The 22,464-nt window shown below is 69.0% G+C and carries 21 protein-coding genes and 7 pseudogenes; 11 read left to right on the top strand and 17 right to left on the bottom strand.

The genetic code is table 11. The features are described 5' to 3' along the window. Positions 1-233 (top strand): annotated as a pseudogene (locus AB0D93_RS36705) (hypothetical protein); the annotation flags it as partial. A 101-nt stretch (positions 234-334) separates the two neighbouring features. On the opposite strand, the pseudogene AB0D93_RS36700 reads toward AB0D93_RS36705, so the two are convergent. Next, positions 335-730, bottom strand: a pseudogene (locus AB0D93_RS36700) (alpha/beta hydrolase fold domain-containing protein); the annotation flags it as partial. 111 nt (positions 731-841) lie between these two features. Here AB0D93_RS36700 and AB0D93_RS36695 point away from each other — a divergent pair. Further along, entirely contained in the window at positions 842-1,342 is a 501-nt protein-coding gene (locus tag AB0D93_RS36695; protein ID WP_362129452.1) for a GNAT family N-acetyltransferase, read from the top strand. A 57-nt stretch (positions 1,343-1,399) separates the two neighbouring features. On the opposite strand, the gene AB0D93_RS36690 is transcribed toward AB0D93_RS36695, so the two are convergent. The 3 genes from AB0D93_RS36690 to AB0D93_RS36680 form a co-directional block, all read right to left on the bottom strand. Continuing rightward, the gene (locus AB0D93_RS36690; RefSeq protein WP_362129449.1) at positions 1,400-1,759 is read right to left on the bottom strand and encodes a hypothetical protein; all 360 of its coding nucleotides are present in this window, start codon (positions 1,757-1,759) and stop codon (positions 1,400-1,402) included. Between the two features lie 438 nt (positions 1,760-2,197). Continuing rightward, positions 2,198-2,962, bottom strand: coding sequence for a DUF2071 domain-containing protein (locus tag AB0D93_RS36685; protein WP_362129446.1), 765 nt, complete (start codon positions 2,960-2,962; stop codon positions 2,198-2,200). 261 nt (positions 2,963-3,223) lie between these two features. Next, positions 3,224-3,757, bottom strand: a complete 534-nt coding sequence (locus AB0D93_RS36680) for a GNAT family N-acetyltransferase (protein WP_362129443.1) — start codon at positions 3,755-3,757, stop codon at positions 3,224-3,226. Positions 3,758-3,990: 233 nt separating this feature from the next. Between AB0D93_RS36680 and AB0D93_RS36675 the strand changes: the two genes are divergently transcribed. After that, positions 3,991-4,467 (top strand): hypothetical protein, encoded by a 477-nt coding sequence (locus AB0D93_RS36675; protein WP_362129440.1) that lies wholly within the window; start codon positions 3,991-3,993, stop codon positions 4,465-4,467. Positions 4,468-4,628: 161 nt separating this feature from the next. Here the strand turns inward: AB0D93_RS36675 and AB0D93_RS36670 are convergent, their stop codons facing one another. The 5 genes and pseudogenes from AB0D93_RS36670 to AB0D93_RS36650 form a co-directional block, all read right to left on the bottom strand. Beyond that, complete coding sequence (locus AB0D93_RS36670) at positions 4,629-5,507, bottom strand: metallophosphoesterase (RefSeq protein WP_362129437.1); 879 nt, start codon at positions 5,505-5,507, stop codon at positions 4,629-4,631. Between the two features lie 164 nt (positions 5,508-5,671). After that, positions 5,672-6,097: an HIT domain-containing protein gene (locus tag AB0D93_RS36665; protein ID WP_362129434.1), complete on the bottom strand. Its 426-nt coding sequence runs from the start codon at positions 6,095-6,097 to the stop codon at positions 5,672-5,674. A 314-nt stretch (positions 6,098-6,411) separates the two neighbouring features. Then, positions 6,412-6,641, bottom strand: a pseudogene (locus tag AB0D93_RS36660) (IS5/IS1182 family transposase); the annotation flags it as partial. Between the two features lie 36 nt (positions 6,642-6,677). Beyond that, positions 6,678-6,857, bottom strand: coding sequence for a hypothetical protein (locus AB0D93_RS36655; RefSeq protein WP_362129461.1), 180 nt, complete (start codon positions 6,855-6,857; stop codon positions 6,678-6,680). Further along, on the bottom strand, positions 6,842-7,189 hold the full coding sequence (locus tag AB0D93_RS36650) for a hypothetical protein (RefSeq protein WP_362129431.1): 348 nt from the start codon (positions 7,187-7,189) through the stop codon (positions 6,842-6,844). The genes AB0D93_RS36655 and AB0D93_RS36650 overlap by 16 nt, the downstream gene beginning before the upstream one ends. A 24-nt stretch (positions 7,190-7,213) precedes the next feature. Here AB0D93_RS36650 and AB0D93_RS36645 point away from each other — a divergent pair, with 24 nt between their 5' ends. After that, the gene (locus AB0D93_RS36645; RefSeq protein ID WP_362129428.1) at positions 7,214-7,441 is read left to right on the top strand and encodes a transposase; all 228 of its coding nucleotides are present in this window, start codon (positions 7,214-7,216) and stop codon (positions 7,439-7,441) included. A gap of 389 nt (positions 7,442-7,830) precedes the next feature. Here AB0D93_RS36645 and AB0D93_RS36640 read toward each other — a convergent pair whose 3' ends face one another. After that, on the bottom strand, positions 7,831-8,436 hold the full coding sequence (locus tag AB0D93_RS36640; RefSeq protein WP_362129425.1) for a TetR/AcrR family transcriptional regulator: 606 nt from the start codon (positions 8,434-8,436) through the stop codon (positions 7,831-7,833). A 366-nt stretch (positions 8,437-8,802) separates the two neighbouring features. Between AB0D93_RS36640 and AB0D93_RS36635 the strand changes: the two genes are divergently transcribed. Together AB0D93_RS36635 and AB0D93_RS36630 are read left to right on the top strand one after the other, a co-directional pair. Beyond that, on the top strand, positions 8,803-8,982 hold the full coding sequence (locus AB0D93_RS36635) for a hypothetical protein (RefSeq protein ID WP_362129422.1): 180 nt from the start codon (positions 8,803-8,805) through the stop codon (positions 8,980-8,982). Further along, positions 8,979-9,581, top strand: a complete 603-nt coding sequence (locus tag AB0D93_RS36630) for a hypothetical protein (RefSeq protein ID WP_362129419.1) — start codon at positions 8,979-8,981, stop codon at positions 9,579-9,581. The genes AB0D93_RS36635 and AB0D93_RS36630 overlap by 4 nt, the downstream gene beginning before the upstream one ends. A 489-nt stretch (positions 9,582-10,070) precedes the next feature. Here the strand turns inward: AB0D93_RS36630 and AB0D93_RS36625 are convergent, their stop codons facing one another. From AB0D93_RS36625 to AB0D93_RS36605, 5 genes are all read right to left on the bottom strand, one after another. Then, a complete protein-coding gene (locus AB0D93_RS36625; protein ID WP_362129416.1) occupies positions 10,071-11,669 on the bottom strand; it encodes a succinic semialdehyde dehydrogenase in 1,599 nt (532 codons plus the stop codon). Positions 11,670-11,694: 25 nt separating this feature from the next. Further along, on the bottom strand, positions 11,695-12,615 hold the full coding sequence (locus AB0D93_RS36620; protein WP_362129413.1) for an acetoacetate decarboxylase family protein: 921 nt from the start codon (positions 12,613-12,615) through the stop codon (positions 11,695-11,697). A gap of 967 nt (positions 12,616-13,582) precedes the next feature. Then, a complete protein-coding gene (locus AB0D93_RS36615; protein ID WP_362129410.1) occupies positions 13,583-13,960 on the bottom strand; it encodes a hypothetical protein in 378 nt (125 codons plus the stop codon). 340 nt (positions 13,961-14,300) lie between these two features. Further along, entirely contained in the window at positions 14,301-15,545 is a 1,245-nt protein-coding gene (locus AB0D93_RS36610; RefSeq protein ID WP_362129407.1) for an NADH:flavin oxidoreductase/NADH oxidase family protein, read from the bottom strand. Positions 15,546-15,761: 216 nt separating this feature from the next. Next, on the bottom strand, positions 15,762-16,736 hold the full coding sequence (locus AB0D93_RS36605) for an alpha/beta hydrolase (protein WP_362129404.1): 975 nt from the start codon (positions 16,734-16,736) through the stop codon (positions 15,762-15,764). 303 nt (positions 16,737-17,039) lie between these two features. Here AB0D93_RS36605 and AB0D93_RS36600 point away from each other — a divergent pair. Continuing rightward, positions 17,040-17,868: pseudogene (locus AB0D93_RS36600) on the top strand (DUF3533 domain-containing protein). A 20-nt stretch (positions 17,869-17,888) separates the two neighbouring features. Here the strand turns inward: AB0D93_RS36600 and AB0D93_RS36595 are convergent. After that, complete coding sequence (locus tag AB0D93_RS36595) at positions 17,889-18,491, bottom strand: TetR family transcriptional regulator (RefSeq protein WP_362129401.1); 603 nt, start codon at positions 18,489-18,491, stop codon at positions 17,889-17,891. A 205-nt stretch (positions 18,492-18,696) separates the two neighbouring features. On the opposite strand from AB0D93_RS36595, the gene AB0D93_RS36590 reads away from it, so the two are divergent. From AB0D93_RS36590 to AB0D93_RS36580, 3 genes and pseudogenes are all read left to right on the top strand, one after another. Then, complete coding sequence (locus tag AB0D93_RS36590) at positions 18,697-19,410, top strand: type 1 glutamine amidotransferase domain-containing protein (protein WP_359592555.1); 714 nt, start codon at positions 18,697-18,699, stop codon at positions 19,408-19,410. 58 nt (positions 19,411-19,468) lie between these two features. Then, positions 19,469-19,786 (top strand): annotated as a pseudogene (locus AB0D93_RS36585) (aldehyde dehydrogenase family protein); the annotation flags it as partial. A 100-nt stretch (positions 19,787-19,886) separates the two neighbouring features. After that, a pseudogene (locus AB0D93_RS36580) lies at positions 19,887-20,258 on the top strand (aldehyde dehydrogenase family protein); the annotation flags it as partial. A 33-nt stretch (positions 20,259-20,291) separates the two neighbouring features. Here AB0D93_RS36580 and AB0D93_RS36575 read toward each other — a convergent pair. Beyond that, a pseudogene (locus tag AB0D93_RS36575) lies at positions 20,292-20,497 on the bottom strand (porphobilinogen synthase); the annotation flags it as partial. A gap of 768 nt (positions 20,498-21,265) precedes the next feature. Here AB0D93_RS36575 and AB0D93_RS36570 point away from each other — a divergent pair. Beyond that, a complete protein-coding gene (locus AB0D93_RS36570) occupies positions 21,266-22,234 on the top strand; it encodes an NAD(P)H-quinone oxidoreductase (RefSeq protein ID WP_362129398.1) in 969 nt (322 codons plus the stop codon). Positions 22,235-22,464: the final 230 nt, after the last annotated feature.

The following is a 22,464-nucleotide window of genomic DNA, read 5'->3' as shown; positions in this document are numbered from 1 at the left end:
CCTTCCGCGCCTCCCGCACCCCCGAGGAGGCTCTGACCGACCTTCGCCGGATGCTGCCCGCCCTGCCGCCCGCAGTGCGGACGGTCATCGTGCGGAGGATCGTCGAGACGGCACCGGGCCAGGAGGCCGGCCTCCTGGCCGCGGCCACCACCACCCTCAGCCCCGGCCAGCGCCAGCGGCTGTACGACGACCTCGGCATGCCGGAGACCTGGGCGCTCCAGGCCCAGCCCTGACGTGCGGCTCGCCGTCACGCCGGCATCGCCCACTGGATCCGCGGCTCATCGACACCGTGGTCGCGGAAGACACGGCGCATGTCCCAGCCGATGTTGCTGACGGTGATGACCAGGGTGGGAGGCAGGCCCTGGAGCTCCTCCAGGGGAGCCTGGAGCGGCGCGGCGTAGGTCTCGGCGCGCTGGGCGGGGTCGGTGGTGTAGGCGTCCCAGAACCACTTCATGCCGTCGCGGGTGAGGTAGTAGCCCTCGGCGAACTGAAGGCAGGAGGGGGCGCCGAAGTCGGCGTTGGTCACCGGGTAGAGCAGACACTGGGCCTTGAGGTCGATCCCGCCGCGGTCCTTGTTCATCAGAGCGAACACCGCTGACATGCAGCCGCCGACCGACTCGCCGGTGACGGCGATGCGCGAGGTGTCCGGGCCGTGCTAGGCGCCGTGTTCCATGACCCACTGGCCCACCGCGTAGTTCTGCTCCACCTGGGTGGGGTACTTCGCCTCCGGCGGGCATTCGCCTGTCCGACCGGCTCCACTCCGTGGGCGGCCGCAAGCTCCTTCAGCCCCGCCGGCTTCACCGCAGATCGCCTCCGCGCGCCCTCCGGGTAGAGTTGCGTCGTGCCCGAGCTGAAGCAGCTGGATGCTGGCCATGCCCCGGCGGTCCTGGCCTTCGAGCTGGCGAACCGTGCCTACTTCGCCGCCTCGGTTTCCGACCGGGGCGACGAGTTCTACGACCACTTCGCCGACCGGCACAGCGCCTTGCTGGCTGAGCAAGAGGCCGGTATCTGCGCCTTCTACGTGCTGGTCGCCGAGGACGGCTCGGTTCTGGGCCGGTTCAACCTGTACGACTTCGAGGACGGCACTGCCAACCTCGGCTACCGGGTCGCGCAGCACGTCGCCGGCCGCGGCGTAGCGACCGCGTCCGTCCAGGAGTTGTGTCGGCTGGCGGCGGCACGGCACGGGCTGCGCACACTACGGGCAGCCACCGCCCACACCAACGCCGCGTCCCAGAGGGTGCTGATCAAAGCCGGGTTCGTCCCGGTCGGCCCGGCAGACCCGGGAGACCTCGGCGGTAAGCCCGGCACCTGGTATCAGCGCGACCTGGCACTCCAGCCGTAGACCCTCAGTGACCTGTGACAGCGACGGTCGATGGTTTGCCACTGGCGGAGGCTGTGGTCAGTGGCCGCCGCTCGGGGGCTCGCAGCCGGTGCCGTCGGGATAGCCGCCGAAGGCATCCGCCTTGGTGGAGTCGCTGCTCATCGTGCCCTCCACACACCAGGGAGAGACGCCGATGTCGATGAGGAAGCCGACCCCGGTGGACCCGTCCTGGTACGCCTGCACCTTCTCCGGGGCGTAACCGAGGCTGGTGAGTGCGTTGCGGACGTGCTCCGGGGAGAAGTCGCTGCGTCGGCGCAGCGGTTCGAGTGCACTATTGACGTGTCCGACGGCGGTGAGTCCGTCGCAGCGGCTCTGGCCGTGGAGCGGGATGGGGACTCTGAAGCCGTGGTTTTCGGCGTAGTGGTCGGTCGGTGGCACGGTTGAGCTGGGCGTAGTGGCAGCCGTGGGTGCCGTCGGCTCGGGGCTCTCGCCGGGGCACGAGAAGTCGGGTGGTGTACTCGGCGTCGATATGCCGGTCGGCGTTGGATGCGAACGCCGGTACGCGTCGGCGGTATCCCCTGCCCGCTGCGTTCCGCACCCCGCCGCCAGCAGCACCGTCACCGCCAACGGCAGCATCCCGAGCCTGGCTCTGATCTTCCTTCGCGTCGTCATCCTCTGATCTTTCCCCCGCCGCTCGGTGGGCGTCATGAGTACTTCTACTCATCGGGCCACAGCACCCCGGGCAGCCCCCGGTGGTAAAGCATCGAGCCGGATACCCGGCCGGGGTGGCCGGTACCGCGGCGCGTCCGGATGACGCGTCTCGATCCCGGCGAGCGTGGCGTGTCCGGTTTCCGCCGGGCCGCGGTGCGCGGGGGCTCAGGGGGTGGGCAGGCCGGCGGGGCGGGCGGGGCGGCCGAAGCGGACCGGCACGCCGGGGGAGTACAGCACGCTCGCCGGCGGCCCGGACGGTGACGGCAGTCCAGCGGCGGTCACCAGCTCGTCTTCGCAGTGCAGGAGTTCGGCGCGGTGCAGTGGCCAGCGCGGGTGGGTGTTGGGCAGGTAGAGCGGCCGGCCGAAGAAGGCGTTGTGCATGCCCCAGCGGGCGGTCAGGAAGTGTTCGAGGGCGGTCGGCTCCGCGATCCGCTCACCGATGCGCACGGCGATGCGGCTGCGTGCTCCGCGTGGTCCCGGCCAGCGGCGGCTGCTGGTGTAGCTGATGGTGTCCGCGTCGCGGTGGATCGCCATCCTGGCCCACATGTAGGGCAGCCGGAAGGCGCTGCGGGCGACGGCCACCGGCAGCAGCCGAGAAGCCTCCAGTGAGCGGAAGACCACGCCGCGACGGCCGTACCGGTCCACGGAGTAGAGCCGGACGTTGGTCTCCGGGAAGGTGCCGAGGTAGGGGATACCCGGAACCTTGAACCAGCCGACCCGGTACATCCGGAACGCCACCAAGCCGATGTAGGTGAGCCCGTCGTGCGTGTCCGGCACGGTCCCGGCCGGCAGCAGCGGCGCCACGTCCGCCGGATCGGCGGCCCAGTGCAGGAACGACAGGTCGAGCCAGGACTGCGTCAGTAGCGTGTGCGGCACCTCGCGCACCGGCTCGGGTGTTATCTGCTCCGCGGGGGCAGGGGCGAGCAACATCGCATCAGCGTCGCACACCCGTTGCGGCCGTCCGCGTGCGCCCCCGGCCGGGGCTCTGTCGAAGCACATCCCGCACCGCTTCCTCCTGCACAGGGAAGAGACCGGCGGCCTGGGGTGCTGGTTCCCGGGCGCACCGGTCGAGAGGGTGGGCATCGCCGGAGGTGTCGTTCCGCCGTGGCCACCGTGACGTGGTCACGGCGGCCGGGGTGTGGGTCGGGCTGCCTCGTCGTGCGGCGGCTTCGGTGGCCGCGTTGGCCGTGGTCAGGCCTCGTACTCGGTGAGGTCGATGGCGTACATGCGCAGGTCGTGGCCCGTGTCGGGGTCTTGTGTCGTGCCGGTCGCGTGCATGCCGAGTTTGTGCAGCACGTTGGCGGATGGGGTGTCGCTGGTGCGGCATACGGCGACGACCCGGTCCAGACCGCGGTCCTGGAGGGCGAACTCGAGCGTGGCCTGGGCCGCCTCCGACGCGTAGCCCCGCCCCCAGTACTGGCGGCCGAGGCGCCAGCGGATCGCCACCTGGTCCGCGACGGCGGGCGGGGAGTCGGCGAGGTACAGGCCGACTGCTCCGGCCAGCTCCCCGGATCCGAGGAGTTCGACGGCGAAGATCCCGAAACCCTCCTCGTCCCACTCCTCCTCCCAAGCCTCGATGTCCTGGGCGGTCTCCTCGAATGAGCGCGGCGCGCCGTCGCCGACCCACCGCATCACGTTCGGGTCGGCGTGGATCTCGGAGAGGGGGACGAGGTCGTCGTCCAGCCAGCGGCGCAGGAGGAGACGGGGCGTGTGGATCTCGGTCATGGTCCCATCCTGCCCTCTGTGCCCTCCACTCCTTACGGCCGGTGGCCTTGACGTCGCCACCCGAGCCGTCATCGAGGGCACTGTCCTTACCCGGATACCCCGCCTTGGCCCCTTGCGGCCGGGACGGTCAGGTGGCCGGCCACCTCGTCCTGCGCCCGCTGCCGGGCTCGGGTACGACGTCCTGGTGGGGAATTCCGGTGCGGGTGGCGTGGCAGGCCGTCCATACTGGGCCGATGGCCTCGTCACCTGTGCGTTTTCGTGATCCGGGCAAGAAGCCCTACGCCTTTCTTGTGGACGCCGTCCTGGTCCGCTGCCCGGGCTGCGGCGGGCAGGCGCGGATCGCTCGGCTCGCGTCCGAGACGTATTGGTGGTCACCGCGCCGGCTGACCTGCGTGGGGTGCGGGCTGTCGCGGTTGAATCATGGCCGGGTCCTGTCCTTTTCCGGGCGTGCGGCGGAACCGGTGGATCCGTGGTTCGGTCTCCCGCTGTGGTTGAGTGCTCGCACCAGGCACGGGCATGTGTGGGCGTACAACCGTGAACACCTGGCACTGGTTCGCCAGTTCGTGCAAGCAACGCTGCGTGAGCGTGCGGCCTGGTATGACACGGACGTGAAGATGACGGCGGTGGCCCGGCTTCCGCGCTGGATGGTCAAGGCAGGTAACTGCGACGAGATCCTGCGCGCCCTCGGCCGCGCGGCCGCAGCGTGTTAAGGCGGTTTGGTGCCTGCAGAGCCACGACGACGTCACGTTCTCGGGCGAGTGGCATCAGAAACCCGTCGTTGACCTGCCGGGCTTCGCGCCGCGCGCTATTGAGGTTTTCAGGGCGCCGAGGGCGGCTTCAGGGGGTGAATCCCGTCCAGTGGAGGTACGGCTCAGTTCGGGACCGCAGGAGAGGGACCGAGCCTTTCGATGACTTCGCGCATCTCCTCCTCGTCGGCCTCGTAGACCGTCTCGCCCATGCGCGGGTCTCGTGCGTGGAGCGTGTGGATGAGTGGCCCGTGAGGCGTTCCCAGCTGGACGAGGGAGGCCGATGGACCGTGGACGGCGCGCTCGGTGCCGGGGCGGGCGGTCAGGTCGATGCGGCTGACGACGCCGGGGGTGACCCAGACGGTCGCTTGTTCCAGGCGGGCCAGTATCTGCAGGTGGAAGTGCCCGCACAGGATGAGCTGGACGTCGGTCCCACGGATCGTTTCGGCCAGCTCTGCGCTGTTCTGCAGACCGAGCACCCGCTGAACGTCGACGTCCAGGGCAACCGGGGGGTGGTGGAAGGCCAGGACGGTGCCCAATGGCGCCGGAGTGGCAAGTAGTTCGCGGAGCCAGTCGAGTTGGCCGCCGTCGAGCCGACCATAGCCCTTGCCCGGGACGAGCGTGTCCAGCGTGATCAGTCGCCATCCGTTGACGGTCGTAGTCCCCGCCCGCTGTCCCGCGGCTCCCTCGTACACCGCCTCGGGCTTGACGTGGCCGCTGCCGAGCACGTCGGCGAATGCGGTGCGGTCGTCGTGGTTACCGGTCGTGTAGAAGACGTTCGCCCCTCGTCGGCCGGCGTAGCCCGACAGGAGTTCCTGGGCCCGCCTGTACGCCTCCTGAGAGCCGTCGTCGGCGACGTCGCCGGTGACCACCACCGCGTCGAGGTGGTCCAGATGACCTAGTTCGCCCAGCAAGCGGCCAAGGGCAGCAGTGCCATCGGCCCCGTCCTCGTCGGGGCCGCCGGACCGGTCCAGGTGAGTGTCCGAAAGGTGCAAGATCCGCATCGTCCGAAGTTAGCCTCCGGCACCGGCGATGGGCCATGGCTTTTCTCGCCATGCGGTCCCTTCCGCCGGCCCCTGGCTGCCCCGGCCCATGAAGTCGAACGGGCGCAGGGCTGGTGCTGCCGCCCGACATGCCGAACGACTACTGCCCGCTCTCGGCTTCTGGCTCAACTTCTGTGGTGTTTGCCGGCGTTCAGGGCGTCGGCGAGTTGCACGACGGGGTCACCGGCGAATCGATGCTGTGACTGCCCTGTGGGCCAGGTGGAGATGCCATCGTCCGGCCATCGCGGAACGACGTGGAAGTGCAGGTGGCGTACCGACTGTTCCGAGCCCGGGCCACTGGCGTTGAGGACGTTCACCCCAGTCGCGTTCAACCCTGAGCGCATGGCCCTTGCCAGACGCTGGACCAACTCGACTGTCTCGGCCAGTACCTCGGTGGGCGTGTCGAAGACGTCGGCGTAATGAGCCGTCGGCACCACCAGGGTGTGGCCTGGAGCGAGAGGGGTGAGCGGCGTGAACGCGCAGGCGGACGGTTCACGGGCTACCCATTGCGCACGGTCTTCGTGGATGAGCCGGCAGAAGGGGCACGACATGCGGACGACACTGCCATACGCCGCCGGCTCGCAACCGAGTCGGTACCCTTATGCTCGCGGCACCACGGAAGTTGAGCAAGAACCCGGTCTCGTGAACAGAACCACCGGGCGACGATCTGCCGCAAGGGCGGCCACACCGCAGGCGTGCGTCCTTCCGCCCGCATCACGGGCAGGGAGAAGCGGTTGAACGCTGCCCCCTACGGCTACAACGGGCCGCATGGTGATGGCGAGTACGACCACCCGATCAGCCACCAGCTCGGGGGCGGCCCCAACGACGCCCGTGATCTGTGGGTGCCGGCCGTTCGATCCCGGACCAGCAGCAGGCCGTTCGTGTCGACGATCACGTGTCTCCTCCACCCTGTCGTTCGCTTCCCTGCATCGAACCCACGCGCCTCGCCGCCCTCGCCGGGCTTGATCGGCTGGGCGCCGATCACGGCGCCGATGGCTGAGGGTCGCGACCGGCCCCGATCCGGAGCCGGCGGCGCAGCTCATCGTGGATGCGGCCCCAGCTGCCGTCCCGGCGCCACTTGGTGAACCAGCGGTGCAGCCGGCGGAAAAGACGTCCCGAGACGGCGGTGCGCTACCCGATGACCGCGCGGGCTGCGTCCAGAAACGCCAGTCGGTTGTCCTCCAGGTAGTCCCGCACGCTCTCGCCGTCCGGCAAGCCTTCCCACACCGTTCGGTTGAGGTCGAGGAAGTATGCGCGCGCCGCGTCGTGCACCGGCAGGGGGAACTGGATACGGATCAGCCGTGCTGACATGGCGGGTGTTGTGCGATCAGAGCCGCGTGGCGGGGGTGATGCTGTACGCGGCTGGAGCGCCGGCAGTTGCGCCAGGTCATCACCGGGCGCCGTGTGCCGGACCCGGTGCGTGCCTGCTCGGCGCGGTCGTCGCCGCCCGGCTCCGTGCCGCCCAGGCCTACCCGCCGCCCGCCACTGCTGTCGTCCGCCACGGCTGCCGTCCGCTCTGACGCGTACCCGCCGGGCGATCCGTCCACGACGGCGGCGGCGACGGCGGTGTCGTCGTCGACTGCGGCCTCACGCCGGGCGAGCACTACCTCGACGCCGGCTACCCGTCCGCCGACCTGATCCATGACGCAACCCGCCAGGGCATCACCATGGTCACCCCGGCTCTCCTCGACCACTCACCGCAGGCCAGGGCTGACGCCGGGTTCCAAAAGAGCGCCTTCCGTATCGACTGGAAGGCCCGCCAGGCCCGCTGCCCGCAGGGCCGCACCAGCACCGGCTGGTTCCCTGCCCGACAGCACGGCCGCGACGCCATCGTTGTCCCGTTCGCCCGCACCGGCTGCCACGCCTGCCCCGCCCAGGACAGGTGCACCACCTAAGCGCGCGGCATCCGCATCCTCGGCCTCCGCCCCCTGGGCGACCTAATGTGCTGGGACCACGATCAGATGCGGCGCCTGGAGCTGGCCTTCGGCACAGGACCGTGAGTTCGACGATGTCCCGTTCATGCCGGTACTGCACCCCTGGGGAGCCCGCACCTCGTACCGGCACGGCTATGTGTGGCACGGCCCGACCGGGCCCGCGTGTTCACACCGCAGGACCGAGTGACCGTGAACGCCTCCATCACCACGCTGGTGGTGGGCGGCTCCGGGGCCACCCTCCTGTCCTTCAACGGACATGCTCACTACGCCGGCGACCGACGCCGGTTGGTCACCTACCGATGAGCCCGCTGCCGCATCACGCCGGTGCGGAGCGTCCCGGTCCTTGCCGGTCAGCCCGACGCGGCCGCCTTCTGGATTGCGGGGGAGGCGGTGAACAGGGCGATCACGGAGGAGCGGACCTGGTCGGCGACAGCCTCGGGAGTGGAGGCGTCGAGCTTGCCGTCGAGGTGCAGGAACGCCAGGCCGTGGACGAGGGCCCAGATGCTGGTCGACAGCGCAGCGGTGTCGTCGGCGTCGGGGAAGGCGTCGCGGACGATGCCCTGGACGTACGCGGAGATGGCGGTGGTCGCGGCGACGCGTTCCTCGCTGGTCGGGTCGCAGGGCTCGGCGAACATGGCCCGGAACATCGCGGGGTGCTCGAGCGCGAACCGGACGTAGGCGGTGGCTACGGCCGCCAGATCGTCCGGGGCCGACGGGGCGGGGTGAGCCGCTGTCAGGTGCTCGGCGAGCTCGCGGTAGCCCTCGGCGGCGACCGCGGAGACGAGCGCCTCGCGGTCCGCGTAGTGACGGTAGGGGGCCGTGGGCGAGACTCCGGCCCGGCGGGCGACCGCGCGCATCGAGAGGGCCGCGCTGCCGTCCTCCTCCAGTAGCTCCCGGGCCGCCCGCAGGCAGGCGGCCCGCAGGTCACCGTGATGATAGGAACCGGTTTGTGGCACGGGTCTCACTCGCCTTCCTTATGTTTGTGATGCTTACATTGCACCCTGATGTGAACGGTGCATACATGCTAAATGATCGAAAGGGAAGAGGGTAACCGGGATGGTCTACGAACGGTTTTCCCCGCTGCTCCTGTGCTCCGGGCAGGTGCTGAAGAACCGGATCGCGAAGGCGGCCATGGAAGAGAACAGGGCCGACGCCGGCCAACTCCCCGGAGAACGGCTACTCACCCTCTACCGACGCTGGGCCGTCGGCGGCGCCGGCCTGCTCTTTACCGGCAATGTGATGGTCCATGCCGAAGCGCTGACCGGCCCCGCCGGCATCGTGCTCGACCTGTACGCGGCGCTGAAGCCCTTCACCGAGTGGGCGTGGCCAAGTCCGGCGGGGGCGTGGCCTGGATGCAGATCAACCACTCCGGCCGGCAGGTGCCCGCCAACATGCCCGGCGTGGCCCGGGGACCGTCCGGCATCGGCGTCAGTCTGGGCAAGCGCAGCAGCCGCTTCGGCCGCCCCACCCCCATGGCCCCCAGCAGATCGGCGACACCGTGACCCGGTTCGCCATCACAGCCCACCTCGCCGAAAAGGCCGGCTTCGACGGCGTCGAGATCCACGCCGCCCACGGCTACCTCCTCTCGCAGTTCCTCTCCCCGCTGGTCAAGAAGCGCACCAACCAGTGGGGCGAATCGCTGCGCAACCGCGCCCGGCTGCTGCTGGACATCGTCCGCGCCATCCGCATCGCCGTCTCCCCGGCCTTCGCCGTCGCCGTCAAACTCAACTCAGCCGACTTCCAGCGCGGAGGCTTCGACGCCGACGACGCCCGCCAGGTCATCGAAATGCTCGAACGCCTCGGCGTCGACCTGGTCGAACTCTCCGGCGGCAGCTACGAGAGCCCCGCGACGACCGGCCGCCCCACCGACAACCGCGCCCAGGCCCGCGAAGCCTATTTCCTCGGCCTCGCCAAGGACCTCGTCAATACCAGCCCCGGCCCCTCGTGCTCACCGGCGGCATCAACCGCCGCGTCACCGCAGAGCGCGTCCTCTACAACGGTGTGGCGTTCGTCGGCAGGGGAACCGCCCTCACCCTCACCCCCGACCTCCCCCGGCGCTGGTGGGACTACCGCGAGGCCGACCGCGCGATGGAACCGCTGACATGGTCCGACAAGGCCCTTGCCGCAACCGCCAGCATGGCCGGAGTGTGGCACCTGATGCGCCGTCCCGCCCGCGGACGCAACACCAAGCCCGACACCAGCCCCCTGCTCGCACTGATCTCCGAACGCCGCAAGCAGCGCAGTGCCCTGCGCGGCTATCGCGCCTGGCTCGGCACGACAGGAAGACCAAGGCGAATGAGTCGCACCACGACCGGCCGACGCCACAGAGCCATGGGGGTGATGAGGACTCTCGAAAGCTGATCTGAGGGGGGCTTCGTGAACTCGTGATCCTCTACAAGGCCGCCGGACCGGCAGCCGACGTTGAGGCCGCTGAGCAGGGGGCCACGGCTGCTCGTCCGGTCCCGCTGTGAGACGGCCAGCCAGTACACGGTCGCGGTACTCGTCGCCTGCCATGCACTGTTTCACCGGCGCTCGTTCTCGGTCGATGACGTGAGCCGAATGTGACGGGCGGCTTCGGGGTGCCCGGAGTTCAGCGGACGCCCACTGCCTTCATGACCTTCAGAGCGCTGGTCAGGAGCGTGGTCCACGTCTCGGGGCTGATGCGGGACGGCGGGTAGAAGCCCTGGAGACGCTGGTGGGCGACGGTCTGGGCCTCGGTGTACTTGAGGATGCCGTCGGCGCCGTGGCGGCGGCCGAGCCCGGAGTCGCCCATGCCGCCCATGGGGGCGTCGATGCTTCCCCAGGCGGCGGCGAAGGCCTCGTTGACGTTGACGGTGCCGGCGTGGACGCGGGCCGCGACGGCCCGGCCGCGTGCGCCGTTGCCCGACCAGACGCTGGCGTTGAGGCCGTAGGCCGTGGCGTTGGCCTTGGCGACCGCCTCGTCGACGTCGCGGTAGGAGTAGATGGAGACGACGGGGCCGAAGGTCTCGTGGTCGTACACCGTCATGTCGGGTGTGACGTCGGTGAGGATGGTCGGCTCGTGGAACAGAGGCCCGAGCTCGGGGCGCGCCTTGCCGCCGGCGAGGACGGTGGCGCCCTTGGCCACGGCATCGGCGACGTGTTCGGTGACGGTCTTCAGCTGGGACGGGGTGGTGAGACTGCCGACGTCCATGCTGTAGTCGTACGCGGCGCCGATCTTGAGCTTCCTGGTCCGTGCGACGAACGCGGCGACGAACTTGTCGCGGATGGACTCGGCCACATAGAGGCGTTCGATGGAGACGCACAGCTGGCCGGCGGAAGGGAAGCAGGCGTTGACGGCGCCTTCGGCGGCCTTGTCGATGTCGGCGTCGTCCAGGACGATCATGGCGTTCTTGCCGCCGAGTTCCAGGGAGGCGCCGATGAGGCGCTTGCCGGCGTCGCTCGCGATCTGGCGTCCGGTGGCGGTGGAGCCGGTGAACATCATGTAGTCGGCGTTGTCCATCAGGGCGCCGCCGATGGAGCTGCCGCGGCCGATCACCATCTGCCAGACATCGGCGGGAAGGCCTGCCTCGTACATCAGGTCCATGGACCACAGGGCGGTGAGAGCGGTCTGGGTGTCGGGCTTCTGTACGACGGCGTTGCCGGCCATGAGCGCTGCGATGGTGTCGCTGGCGGCCATGCTGAGCGGGTAGTTCCACGGCGAGATGACGGTGACGACGCCCTTGGGGTGACGCAGCTCGGTGGTGTGGGTGAGCAGCGGGATCGCGCCGCGGCGGCGCTTGGGGTTGAGGTACTTGGCGGCGTTGCGTGCGTAGTAGCGCGAGACGATGCCGATGTCGACGACCTCGAGGAACGCGTCGCGGCGGGTCTTGCCGTTCTCGGCCTGCATCAGGTCCAGCGCCTGGTCCTGCCGCGCCAGCACGAGGTCGTGGTACCGCAGCAGGATCCGCTTGCGCTCCTCGATCGGGGTGGCCGCCCAGGACTTCTGTGCGATCCGTGCCCGCCCGAACGCGGCCTCGACGTCCTCAGGGGTGGAGACGGGGAAGTCGGCCAAGGGCTGGCCGGTGTAGGGGGCGTTGGTGGTGACCCGTGCGGCATTCGGCGCGGCCGAGACCCGCGCGGTCAGCCGCGTGAGCAGGGCCGGGGTGATGGATGCGGGCAGGCCTGGGCCGCGGGCGGTCTTCGTGCGGATGGCGTGGTCGGTGACCATGGCAGGGACTCCTCGCTGTTTGCTGCTACTTGTTCCGGTTCGGGACCGAGGTGGGCACCGGCATGTGGAGGGCGGCCTGGCCTTCGGTCATGACGTCGAACTGGATGGTCCGCTTCGGCATGAGCGACCGCAGGTCGTCGGACATGCGGCCCTCACCGAGCTGGAGGGTGACGCCGTTGGTGCGGCGCGTCGTGCCGGCGTTCAGCACGTTTGTCTGGTTCAGCGTGGAGTGCCACGCGCCGTTGATTTTCGTGTAGGAGGTGAGGGAGCCGACGCGCTCGCCGCTCGGGTAGGCCCGCTGGGCCGGGGTGTTCGCCAGGAGGGACAGGTCCACTTCGCCGGCGTCGTTGGCCACGCGGGCGGTCGTGCGGTGGTCGTTGATGTCGACGTCGAGCCCGGTGACCCACTTGGGGAAGCCGTAGCCGTCGTGGCCGCGGACCTGGGCGATGTCCGAGTTCACGGGAAGGGACAGCACATAGGAGTCGACGTGCTCGTTCTTCAGGCCGGAGACGAGGTCGAAGAAGCCAAGCTTCCCGTGCCGGGCGGGCTTGACGGCGATGCCGACAGCCGCTTCGGTGTAGAAGTCGATGTCGCACACGTCGTAGCGGAAGAACATGACCGAGACCAGGCCGAGGCCTGGCACGATCTCCAGCGGGGAGAGCTCCTCGGGCAGGCGGGCGCGGATCGCCCGGGACGGCGCGACCATCGTGAGCCGGGCGCTCGACATCGTGTAGTAGAAGTTCGGCGTGAGCGTGGGACCGATGGGCGAATCCACCTTGATCTTGGGCAGCTGGCGGAAGAAGTCCACGCCGCTGACGCGGGGGTCGCGGGCGATGGTGTCGAGGTCGGGGTTCATCCGGTACTGGTCGTACAGGCCGCCCTTCGGGACCGTGACCTCACGGCTGCCCAGGTTGACCTTGAGGGTGTCCTTCTGCGTTGAAGACATGGGGGTTCCTTCACTAGTCATGTAAGCGGTGTACACATGACTGTAGGTGTGCGATGTATGCACTGTCAACAAGGGGGGTGTGGATTCTCCAGATGGCTCTCGACGGGCGATGGCAGAGGCGTTCCGGTGCCTGCAGCACCGGGGTGGGCCGAGTGGGGAGTGCCAGGGCTGCCGCACTCCTGTGGCGCACGTGACTCCAGCGGAAGGGGCGGGTGCTGTGGGCGGAACGGGCCAGATGGCGATGGGGCCGGGGTCTCGCCGGCCGATGCGTCGTCGGTTGGGTCTTGGTGGTGAAAGCCCTGAGCGTACGGATTCACGGACGCGGATGCGCAGGAACTGACCGCTGGTCGGCAGTGGTGAACGAGGGTGCACCTCCGATCGAATGCGGCAAAGGCTGCGCCCAGGCCAGGTGCCTCGTAGCGACCGGTGAGCGTGTCATGTCGCGTGGCGGCAGTGCAGTGCCTCTTGAGGCGGTTGATCCGCACTCGACCTCGTGATGCTCGCGGGAGTCGATCGAGCCGAAGCGCGGCGGACGGCCACTACGGGAGGCGAGCCTCTGACGGTTGCCTGCTCGGCGCACGAGGATCGCAGGATCCGCAACAAGACCAGAGCTTCCACTGCCTCTCGTGCTGCCGCACCGCGCACGCGGACACGGCGGGCGCCCTGAACGTCTTACGGGCCTGGTTGGTCCGTCGCGACGCCGAGCGAGCACAGTGAGAAGCCCCCAACTTCAGGCGGGGGAGGAGTCAGTGGACGATCTCGCTCGGCACGCCTCACGGTCCGGGAGCCCAGGCAAGTGGCCATTCCGCCCGAGGCGTTGATGCGAGCACGAGATGAGATGGCCTGACGGATCCTGATCGGGAACCTTCACGCGTCTCGTTGGCTGGTTCCGCCCGAGAATAACTCCGTTGCCGGAAAGCGGCGATGGCAACGCCGTGTACGGACGCTCTTGCCCGCACGCGGCTTCCTATCGGCTTTCCTGAAGCCGGCGGAACGCTGTGGAGAGGATGTTTGACCACACGGTGGTCACAGCTCCGGGCAGGAATGTCGACTCGAGCGGGCCTTCTTCATCGGGTTCGTCGGAGATCGGATCCACCGTGGTGGCGGAACCCAACTCCTCGCCGGCGTCCGGCCACTGCCCCTCCACGTCCGGATCGAGAGCGTAATCATGATCCGGGAGCGCCGGCGCCGGCGCAGAGGCTTTCGGCGATGTGGCGCGGATCCCCTCGAGGCTCTGGACGTTGCGCCGGTACGGCACGGTACGGCCGTCGGGTGCAAGCGCAAGATCCTCTGCTGCGGGATCTTCCGGATCCTCCTGGTCGCCGAGGTTGATCGGTTCCGCCATCTTCGCGCTCCCTCTGTCCGGGTGGGGACGGTCTCCGTATCCCGTCTGTGCTTACTGGGTGCACCTCGCAGCCCGGACGAAGCGCCGCGCGCCGCAGACGCTCCCTTGTCGCTTCCAGGGTGAGCTGGTGTCGTCCAGTCGGTCTTGGCGGTGCGCCGCCTGAAGCAGTTGGCAATTCGTACATGGTGGAGCGGGAGTACCTCACTCGACCGGGGATCTCGGCGTAGAGGACAGCCTGGTACAGAAGGCGCTGATCCTCGGGGATCGACTGGAAGGTGAAGTCGATGGCGCCACGCGCGTAACGGGGGCGGGCTGCGCGCTGAGGCGCCATCGGCCGTTCTCAGGCCGCTGCCTGGGACTTCGACAGCCAGGCGCGGTAGTTACGCAGGGCCACTCGCTGCTTGCGGCGTTCGCAGATCAGGGCGATCGCAGGGTGAGTGCCAGGCTTGGGGTTGCTGCCTCGTGCGAGGCGGCGCATCTGGTGGCGGACCTGAGCCATGCCGGCAGCCGAGGCAAGGGCCTTGTCGGACCAGGTCACCGGACGCATGGGACGGTTGGCCTCACGACCCTGGCGCCAACGTGAGGGAAGGTCGGGGGTGACGGCGAGGGCGGTGCCCATGCCGATGACCGCCACGCCGCTGTCGAGGACCTTGTCCGCGGTCGCGCGCTTGGTGATGCCGCCGGTGAGCATCAGCGGGATGGGGCTGGTTTTGACGAGGTCCTTGGCGAGGTCGAGGAAGTAGGCCTCGCGGGCCTGGGTGCGGTCGTCGGCGGGGCGGCCGGTCATGGCCGGGCTCTCGTAGCTGCCGCCGGACAGTTCGACCAGGTCGACGCCGAGGGGTTCGAGCATCTCGATGACCTGGCGGGCGTCGTCGGCGTCGAAGCCTCCGCGCTGGAAGTCGGCGGAGTTGAGCTTCACCGCGACCGCGAAGGACGGGGAGACGGCCGCGCGGACGGCGCGGACGATGTCCAGCAGCATCCGGGCCCGGTTCTCCAGCGACCCGCCCCACTGGTCGGTGCGCTTGTTGACGAGGGGGGAGAGGAACTGCGACAGCAGGTAGCCGTGCGCGGCGTGGATCTCGACGCCGTCGAAACCGGCTTCCTCGGCGCGTCGCGCGGTCACCGCGTACCGCGCCACCGTGTCCTCGATCTGCTGGGAGTTCATGGCGGTCGGGCGGCCGAAGCGGCTGCTGTGCTTGCCCAGGGACACGCCGATGTCGGTGGGGCCCCACACGACGCCGGGCATGTCGGAGGCCACCTGGCGACCGGGGTGGTTGATCTGCATCCAGATCGCAGCCCCGCCGGCCTTGGCGGCCTTCGCCCATTCGACGAACGGCTCCAGGGGCGCATTCTCATCGAGTACGACTCCGGCGGGGCCGGTCAGCGCCTCGGCGTGGACCATCACGTTGCCGGTGATGAGCAGTCCGGTGCCGCCGGAGGCCCAGTGCTTGTACAGCGACAGCAGCTGCCAGTCGGGGAGCTGGCCGTCGCCGGCCATGTTCTCCTCCATGGCCGCCTTCGCGATCCGGTTCTTCAGTACCTGCCCGGAGCGCAGGGTCAACGGCGAGAACAGCTCGCTGGTCATTCCGTTCTCTCTTCCATCTCGATCACTTACGATGTGTGCACCACTCACATTAGGGCAATGATGTATGCATCGTAAACATCGAGGTGTGTGGGGTACCTCGCAAAACGGGTGGTTGGCACCGGCAGCCCTGCCGAAACGCAGCCCGGGCCTGCCGACGCCATCACGGCGTCGGCAGGCCCGGCTTCGTGGTTCATGCGCAGAGAAGCACGGGGTGTGTCAGGTGTTGTGGAGTGCGGTGTGGAGGAAGTCGATGGCGAGTTTGCGGGCGACGTTGGCGGCGCGGGTGTCGCGGAGGCTGTCGAGGAGGAGGAAGTCGTGGACCATGCCGGCGACGCGGACGGAGGTGACGTCGACGCCGGCTTCGCGGAGCTTGTTGGCGTACTGCTCGCCCTCGTCGCGCAGGACGTCGGCCTCGTCGGTGATGACCAGGGTGGTGGGCAGGCCCCTGAGCTGGTCGAGGGTGGCCTGCAGGGGGGAGGCGTGGTGTTCGGCGCGCTGGGCGGGGTCGGTGGTGTAGGCGTCCCAGAACCACTTCATGCCGTCGCGGGTGAGGTAGTAGCCCTCGGCGAACTGCAGGTAGGAGGGGGTGTCGAAGTCGGCGTTGGTCACCGGGTAGAGCAGGCACTGGGCCTTGAGGTCGATGCCGCCGCGTTCCTTGTTCATCAGCGCGAAGACCGCGGACATGCAGCCTCCGACCGATTCGCCGGTGACGGCGATGCGGGAGGTGTCCAGGCCGTGGTCAGCGCCGTGTTGCATGACCCACTGGCCCACGGCGTAGTTCTGCTCGACCTGCGTGGGGTACTTCGCCTCCGGTGCGCGGTCGTAGACGGGGAAGACGCCGGCGGCGCCGGCCCCGACGGCCAGTTCGCGGAAGAGGCGGTCGTGGGTCTTGTCGTCGCCGAAGACCCAGCCGGCGCCGTGGATGTAGAAGGCGACGGGCAGCGCTCCGGTGGCTCCCTTGGGGCGGATGATGCGGGTGCGGACGGTGCCCCACTGTCCGGCGTCCACCTCCACCCACTCCTCGTCGACCTCCGGACGCGGCACACTCGCGTCGCTCTGCAGGCCCAGGAGGATGTCACGGCCCTTCTCGGGCGGCACCTCGTAGATCCGGGGATGCGGATCGGTCGCCTCACACAGCTCCTTCGCGGCCGGCTCGAGGTAGGGCGTGATCGGAGGAGGAAGCTCAGTCATGTCGACTCCATGGTCACGAGCACCCAAGTGCCCTGATTCCCGCGGCGTCGCCGGCCGCGACTGCTGATCCCCCGCCTCAGGCGTCCATGCCCGGGTCCCATCGTTCGCGCCGCATTCATCCTCCGCAACCCGGCCGCAGGCTCCGAGGTGTCAAAACCTCTCGTGGTGCTGTTCGGTCGTCTCTTGCCCGCCAGGGAGGCCTGACGCCAGAACGTCTGTGCCGGTATCCGTTCGGGTGTCTCCAGCCTGCGTGAGCGCGCCTTGTCCGAGGTGAGGGACGCGGTCACCTGACGGGCCACGAGCCTGGTCATCGGCGTGATCGCCCTGCAGCTGCTGTTCATCGCTTCTTTTGTGGGCGCGCTTGCACGAACCCCGCCTCAAGGACGCCGCCTTCGGTGTCGTGGCGCTGCGGGCCCTGGCCGAGCAGCCGGTGAACCGCCTGGACGAGCTGCCCGGCTCACTTCAGGACCCCCGCGCGCTGCCCGATGAGACGACGGCGCGGGCACAGATCATGAACCGGGACATCGAGGCTGCGCTCCTGGTGCACCCTGCCGGGACCACCGACACGCTCCTGGTGGCAACCGGTGGCGGCAGAACCCTGCCAGCCGCACTGGGGGCGCTGACCGCCACCCTGGAAGAGGCGCAGGGGCGAAGCGTCCGTACGGTCGACGTGGCCCCGTCCTCCCGCCACGACTTCAACAGTCTGTCGTCGTTCTACGTCGTCGTCGGCTGGTGCGTCGGCGCTTACCTGTGTGCCTTGACCTTCGCGGTCGGCGCCACCACGCTCGCCTTCCGGGAACTCTTCGGCATCATGGGCGTCGGCCTGGCGAGCCTGCCGATCGTGATCGCGGGAAATCCGAGTGCCGGAGGCGCTCTGCCCCCGCCCATGCTGCCCCCGTTCTGGCATGCGATCGGGCGGGCCCTCCCGCCAGGGGCGGGCACATGGGCGGCCCGCTCGATCCCCTACTTCGACGGCAACGACATGACGTCCTCGCTGCTGGTGCTGTCGGCCTGGGCGGTCGGCGGCGCCCTCATCGCCATGCTCGCGGCCGTGCTGCGGCAGCGCCGCGACTCGGAACCCGGCCCCGCAGAGACAGGCGGAACCGCAACCCGTGCCGGCTCGGGAGCGTAGTGCTTCGGAGGAGGGGTCGCTCACGCGTGGGGGAACTGGACGAACCCGAACACCTCGTCCACAAGAGCCGCGAGGGAGAGGTCCGCGCTGCCCTCGGACCAGCGCATGAGGGCGACGTCGAAGCAGCCCAGTGCGGTGTTGATCATCGTCTGGGCCCTGAGTTCGCTGTCGGGGCCCTCGGGGGCGATCCGGGACGCGATCTCGGGCACGAGGGCGTCGGACCAGGCGAGGTGCTTCTCCAGGTAGCGCGCGCGGAGGCCGGGCGTATGGCAGATGACGCGCGTGGCCCGCTTCCAGCGCCCCCCGTCGGCGTCCATCTGGAGCGCTGCCGTTCGGAACGTGGCACGCAGGGCGCCCCAAACGTGGTTTCCGTCGAGGTGCCGGAGCAACTCGCCCCGGACCTCTTCGGCAGAGGGGATGCGGTCACCGAAGACCACGTCCTCCTTGTTGCTGAAGTAGCGGAAGAAGCTGCGCTGGGAGATACCGGCCGCCGCGACGATATCGGCGACGGTGACCTGGTCGAATCCGGTGGTGTCGAAGAGCTCGAGGGCTGTGTCGGCCAGTGATTCGGTGACGGCCTGGCGGGTCTTGATGCGCAGGCCGGGTGTGGTGGTCTCCCTCATGTCACCAGGTTATCAGTGCCAAACTTGGCAGTCTGTGTCACACATGGCGTACTGTGTCATGGGTAGGCGGCGTGAGTTCTCCGGGCGACCGGTCACCCGGGCCTTGTTCCGGGGAGATGATGATTCCGGGCCACTCACGCCAGATCTCGGTTGATACGCCCACTGTGTCCGCAGTGGAGCCGTTCCGGCAGGAGGAAGGGTCGTCATGACCAAGGTGTTGTTCGTTGTCTCTGCGGCGGATCGTTGGACGTTGCGGGATGGGGAGGTGCATCCGTCGGGGTTCTGGGGTGAGGAGCTGGCGATGCCGCACAAGATCTTCACCGAGGCGGGGTGGGAGATCACGATCGCGACGCCGGGTGGGAAAGTGCCGACGCTGGACCAGCTGAGCATGGGGCGGACGGCGGGGTGGCCTTCTAAGCTGCGTGAGGTGGATGCGTATCTGAAGTCGATCCAGGCCGAGCTGGACAGTCCGCGGGTGCTGGCGGAGATGGATCCGGACGATTTCGATGTCGTGTTCTATCCGGGTGGCCACGGGCCGATGGAGGACCTGTCGGTCGACCCCGACTCGGGTGCGCTGATCACGCGTGTGTTGCGTTCGGGCAAGCCTCTGGCGTTGCTGTGCCATGCGCCGGCGGCGGCGTTTGCGGCGCAGAACGAGGACGGATCGTGGCCGTTCACCGGGTACCGGATGACGGGTCTTTCGAACCTGGAGGAGAAGTTCAACAGCTTCGGCCGCAAGGCGGTGTGGCTGCTGGAGGACCGGTTGCGGGAGAGCGGGGCTGAGTACTCCAAGGCCCGTCTGCCGCTGCGTCCGTATGTGGTCGTCGACCGCAACCTCTATACCGGCCAGAACCCCCCGTCTTCCGAGCGCCTCGCCGAGCGCCTCGTCGCCGACGTGAACGCGGCGGCGGGACGCTAGCCGCAACGGCACCGCCGCACCCGTCAAACAGCAGAACCGGGACATCCCGGAGATCGTCGTGCGACTGCGGGCCACCTTCGACTCGGGCATCACCCGGCCGGCCCTCGGGCGGCGACGCCGGCTCGGCGCCCTGCGACGCCTTCTGCTGGACCACACCTCGGACATCGAGGAAGCGCTCTACGACGACCTGCGCAAGGGGCGTACCGAATCCCACCTCACCGAGATCGGTGGAGTCCTGGCAGAGGTCGAAGACGCCCTGCGTCACCTGGATCGCTGGATGGGACCGCGGCGGGTCGCCGTGCCCATGAACCTGAAGCCGGCAACAGCCCGGATCCACCCCGAACCCCTGGGCGTCTGCCTGATCATCGCGCCCTGGAACTATCCGCTGACGCTCACGCTGAACCCGCTGGTCGGCGCACTGGCCGCCGACAACGGGCCGTCGTCAAACCCAGCGCACTGGCCCCCGCCACGATTCTCTGCTCACCGACCTCCTGCCCCGCTACCTGGAGGCCGTCGCTGTCGTCGAGGGGGCGGCCGAGGAGACCACCACGCTGCTCGCGCAGCGCTTCGACCACATCTTCTACACCGGCAACGGCACGGTCGGGCGCATCGTGGCCGCCGCCGCGGCGAAGAACCTGACCCCCGTCACCCTCGAACTCGGCGGCAAATCACCCGTCTTCATCGACGAGACGGCCGACATGGCCGTCACCGCGCGCCGTCTGGCCTGGGGCAAGTTCACCAACGCCGGCCAGACCTGCGTCGCACCCGACTACGTCCTGGTCACCCGGGCCGCCCGGGACTCCCTGATCGCCGCACTGCCCAGAGCCATCCAGCACATGTTCGGCAACAACCCCCGGACCAGCGCCGACTACGGGCGCATCGTCAACGACCGCCACTTCCGGCGCCTGACCGGACCAGCCCTTCTCGGCGGCGGCCTCACCATCGCGTACTCGCCGCTGATCTGGTAGGCGGCGACGGGCACGTCGACCGAGTCGGCGACCTTGGCGAGCACGTCGAGGTAGGGGCTGGCCGGCTTGACCATGACCATGTCGGCGCCCTCCTCCAGGTCGAGGGCGAGCTCCCGCAACAGCGTCTGGGGCCGACAGAGGAAGAAGACCGGTGCGGGCGACATCTGCGGCCGGCCAAGCAGCGCTGCGGGTCGCCTCAACGGCCTGCCCGCTCAGGCAGCCGGAGCTCGCTGGGCCGAGTTCCGGCTCAGAGTTCTTACGCGGCCGTCCAGCCGGCGACTGGTCTCGCATCCATGCACAGACTCACCTCGAACTCTGTCGCGTGCACCCGCTCGGACCTTGCGGACCGAATGGTGCTCCTCGGCGAGGCCCTCCAGGGGCCTCCTGTTGCGCCAAGTGGCACGTACGAGACACCGGCAGGGGCAGCGAATAACGTCATGGAAACGGGCTCGCACCTGCAGTGGTCGCAGCATGTCGGCCCCGGTTCTCCAATTGCACTCCTGCTCCTGGGGAGTTGGACGGCTGCCCAACCCGGAGCGCAGGAGCGTGTCGCATCTGAAGGGGGAAAGCGGGGTACCTCGCCTGCCATCTGCAAAGTCGTCGTACAGACGTGGCCGGTCTGGTTGGCGCAGGGTCCTGCGCGGGGTGTCGTGGAGGGCGGCGGACCCCAAATGTTGACACTGCACACTCCGACGGCGTAATGTATGCGCTGTAAACATCAGGCTCTCGGGTGTATGCGGACAGAAACGGGCCTTCCTGCCCTTTCTCGGTATCGTGTTCGCGGTGCGCTCGGCATTGGCCGACCAGCAGCAATACTGCGCGCGCCCGGCACCCAAGACCCCCGCAAGAGCCCATGCGCCGTAGTTAGTTGTGGGAACGGAGTTGTCGTGAAGGCTGTATCGATCACGGAGCACGGTGGTCCTGAGGTTCTGCAGTGGGTCGAGGTCGAAGACCCGACGCCCGGCGCCGGTGAGGTGGTCATCGATGTGGTGGCCAGCGCTCTGAACCGGGCGGACGTCATGCAGCGCTGGGGGCTCTACCCGCTGCAGCCCGGCTGGTCGCCGTATCCGGGGCTGGAGGTCTCCGGTCGCATCAGCGCCATCGGCGAGGGAGTCACCGGCTGGCAGGTGGGAGACGAGGTCTGTGCCCTGCTGACCGGAGGCGGCTACGCGCAGAAGGTCGCCGTTCCCGCCGGACAGCTCCTCACGATCCCCAAGGGAATCGGACTGACGGAAGCGGCGGGCCTCCCCGAGGTCACTGCCACGGTCTGGTCGAACATCGTCATGACCGCGGGCCTGAAGGCGGGCGAGACGCTCCTGGTGCACGGCGGCGCCGGCGGTGTCGGCACGATGGCGATCCAGATCGCCAAGGCCCTGGGCGCCCGCGTCGTCACGACGGTCGGCGGAGCGGAGAAGGCCGCCCAGGCCCGAGAACTGGGCGCCGATGTGGCGATCGACTACCGCACCGAGGACTTCACCGAGCACGGTCCCTACGACGTGATCCTCGACGTCGTAGGCGGCGACTACCTGGAGCGCAACGTCCGCTCCCTGGCAGCCGACGGCCGGCTGGTCGTCATCGGCCTGCAGAAGGGCCTCGAGGGGCAGCTCAACCTCGCCGAGATCGTGTTCAAGCGGGCCTCCGTGCACGGCACCACCCTGCGAACCCGCTCCAAGGAGCACAAGGCCGAGATCGTGGCGGAGGTCCAGAAGAACGTCTGGCCCATGATCGAGAACGGCACCGTGAAACTGGTCATCGACCAGACCGTCCCCATGGCCGACGCAGCCGAAGGGCACCGCCTCATGGAAGCCGGCGGCCACCTCGGCAAGATCCTGCTCGTGAACGACGAGAGCGTGTGACGGCGGGCGGCTGAACGCCCGCACCACACTCATCGCGCGCGGCACTTCACCTCGCGATGACGTCAGCGCCCGAAGGCGCAGGCTCATGGGGAGGCAGGCCGTTCGCCGGCCTCCCCGGCAGCCCGGCGAGCGGCGGGCGGGGAACGGTGCGCATCCGGCAAGTCGAGGGCAGTCTCGCCGACCGTCCGCGCCATGCAGCATGTCCGCCAGCGGAACAGCCTGTTGCGCGC

This window comes from Streptomyces sp. NPDC048191, from assembly GCF_040652655.1.
In the GTDB taxonomy this organism is placed as follows: Bacteria; Actinomycetota; Actinomycetes; order Streptomycetales; family Streptomycetaceae; genus Streptomyces.
Note: the sequence above shows the minus strand (reverse complement) of the source record. Positions and strands in the feature narration are given on the sequence as shown.

Bases quoted from the DNA above. Each gene is read 5' to 3' on its own strand.
- AB0D93_RS36615 (WP_362129410.1), bottom strand. From the start codon at position 13,960: ATGGCGGAACCGATCAACCTCGGCGACCAGGAGGATCCGGAAGATCCC.
- AB0D93_RS36680 (WP_362129443.1), bottom strand. From the start codon at position 3,757: ATGACCGAGATCCACACGCCCCGTCTCCTCCTGCGCCGCTGGCTGGAC.
- AB0D93_RS36655 (WP_362129461.1), bottom strand. From the start codon at position 6,857: ATGTCAGCACGGCTGATCCGTATCCAGTTCCCCCTGCCGGTGCACGAC.
- AB0D93_RS36675 (WP_362129440.1), top strand. From the start codon at position 3,991: ATGGCCTCGTCACCTGTGCGTTTTCGTGATCCGGGCAAGAAGCCCTAC.
- AB0D93_RS36610 (WP_362129407.1), bottom strand. From the start codon at position 15,545: ATGACCAGCGAGCTGTTCTCGCCGTTGACCCTGCGCTCCGGGCAGGTA.
- AB0D93_RS36650 (WP_362129431.1), bottom strand. From the start codon at position 7,189: ATGGATCAGGTCGGCGGACGGGTAGCCGGCGTCGAGGTAGTGCTCGCC.
- AB0D93_RS36590 (WP_359592555.1), top strand. From the start codon at position 18,697: ATGACCAAGGTGTTGTTCGTTGTCTCTGCGGCGGATCGTTGGACGTTG.
- AB0D93_RS36595 (WP_362129401.1), bottom strand. From the start codon at position 18,491: ATGAGGGAGACCACCACACCCGGCCTGCGCATCAAGACCCGCCAGGCC.
- AB0D93_RS36670 (WP_362129437.1), bottom strand. From the start codon at position 5,507: ATGCGGATCTTGCACCTTTCGGACACTCACCTGGACCGGTCCGGCGGC.
- AB0D93_RS36605 (WP_362129404.1), bottom strand. From the start codon at position 16,736: ATGACTGAGCTTCCTCCTCCGATCACGCCCTACCTCGAGCCGGCCGCG.
- AB0D93_RS36620 (WP_362129413.1), bottom strand. From the start codon at position 12,615: ATGTCTTCAACGCAGAAGGACACCCTCAAGGTCAACCTGGGCAGCCGT.
- AB0D93_RS36645 (WP_362129428.1), top strand. From the start codon at position 7,214: ATGGTCACCCCGGCTCTCCTCGACCACTCACCGCAGGCCAGGGCTGAC.
- AB0D93_RS36625 (WP_362129416.1), bottom strand. From the start codon at position 11,669: ATGGTCACCGACCACGCCATCCGCACGAAGACCGCCCGCGGCCCAGGC.
- AB0D93_RS36685 (WP_362129446.1), bottom strand. From the start codon at position 2,962: ATGTTGCTCGCCCCTGCCCCCGCGGAGCAGATAACACCCGAGCCGGTG.
- AB0D93_RS36665 (WP_362129434.1), bottom strand. From the start codon at position 6,097: ATGTCGTGCCCCTTCTGCCGGCTCATCCACGAAGACCGTGCGCAATGG.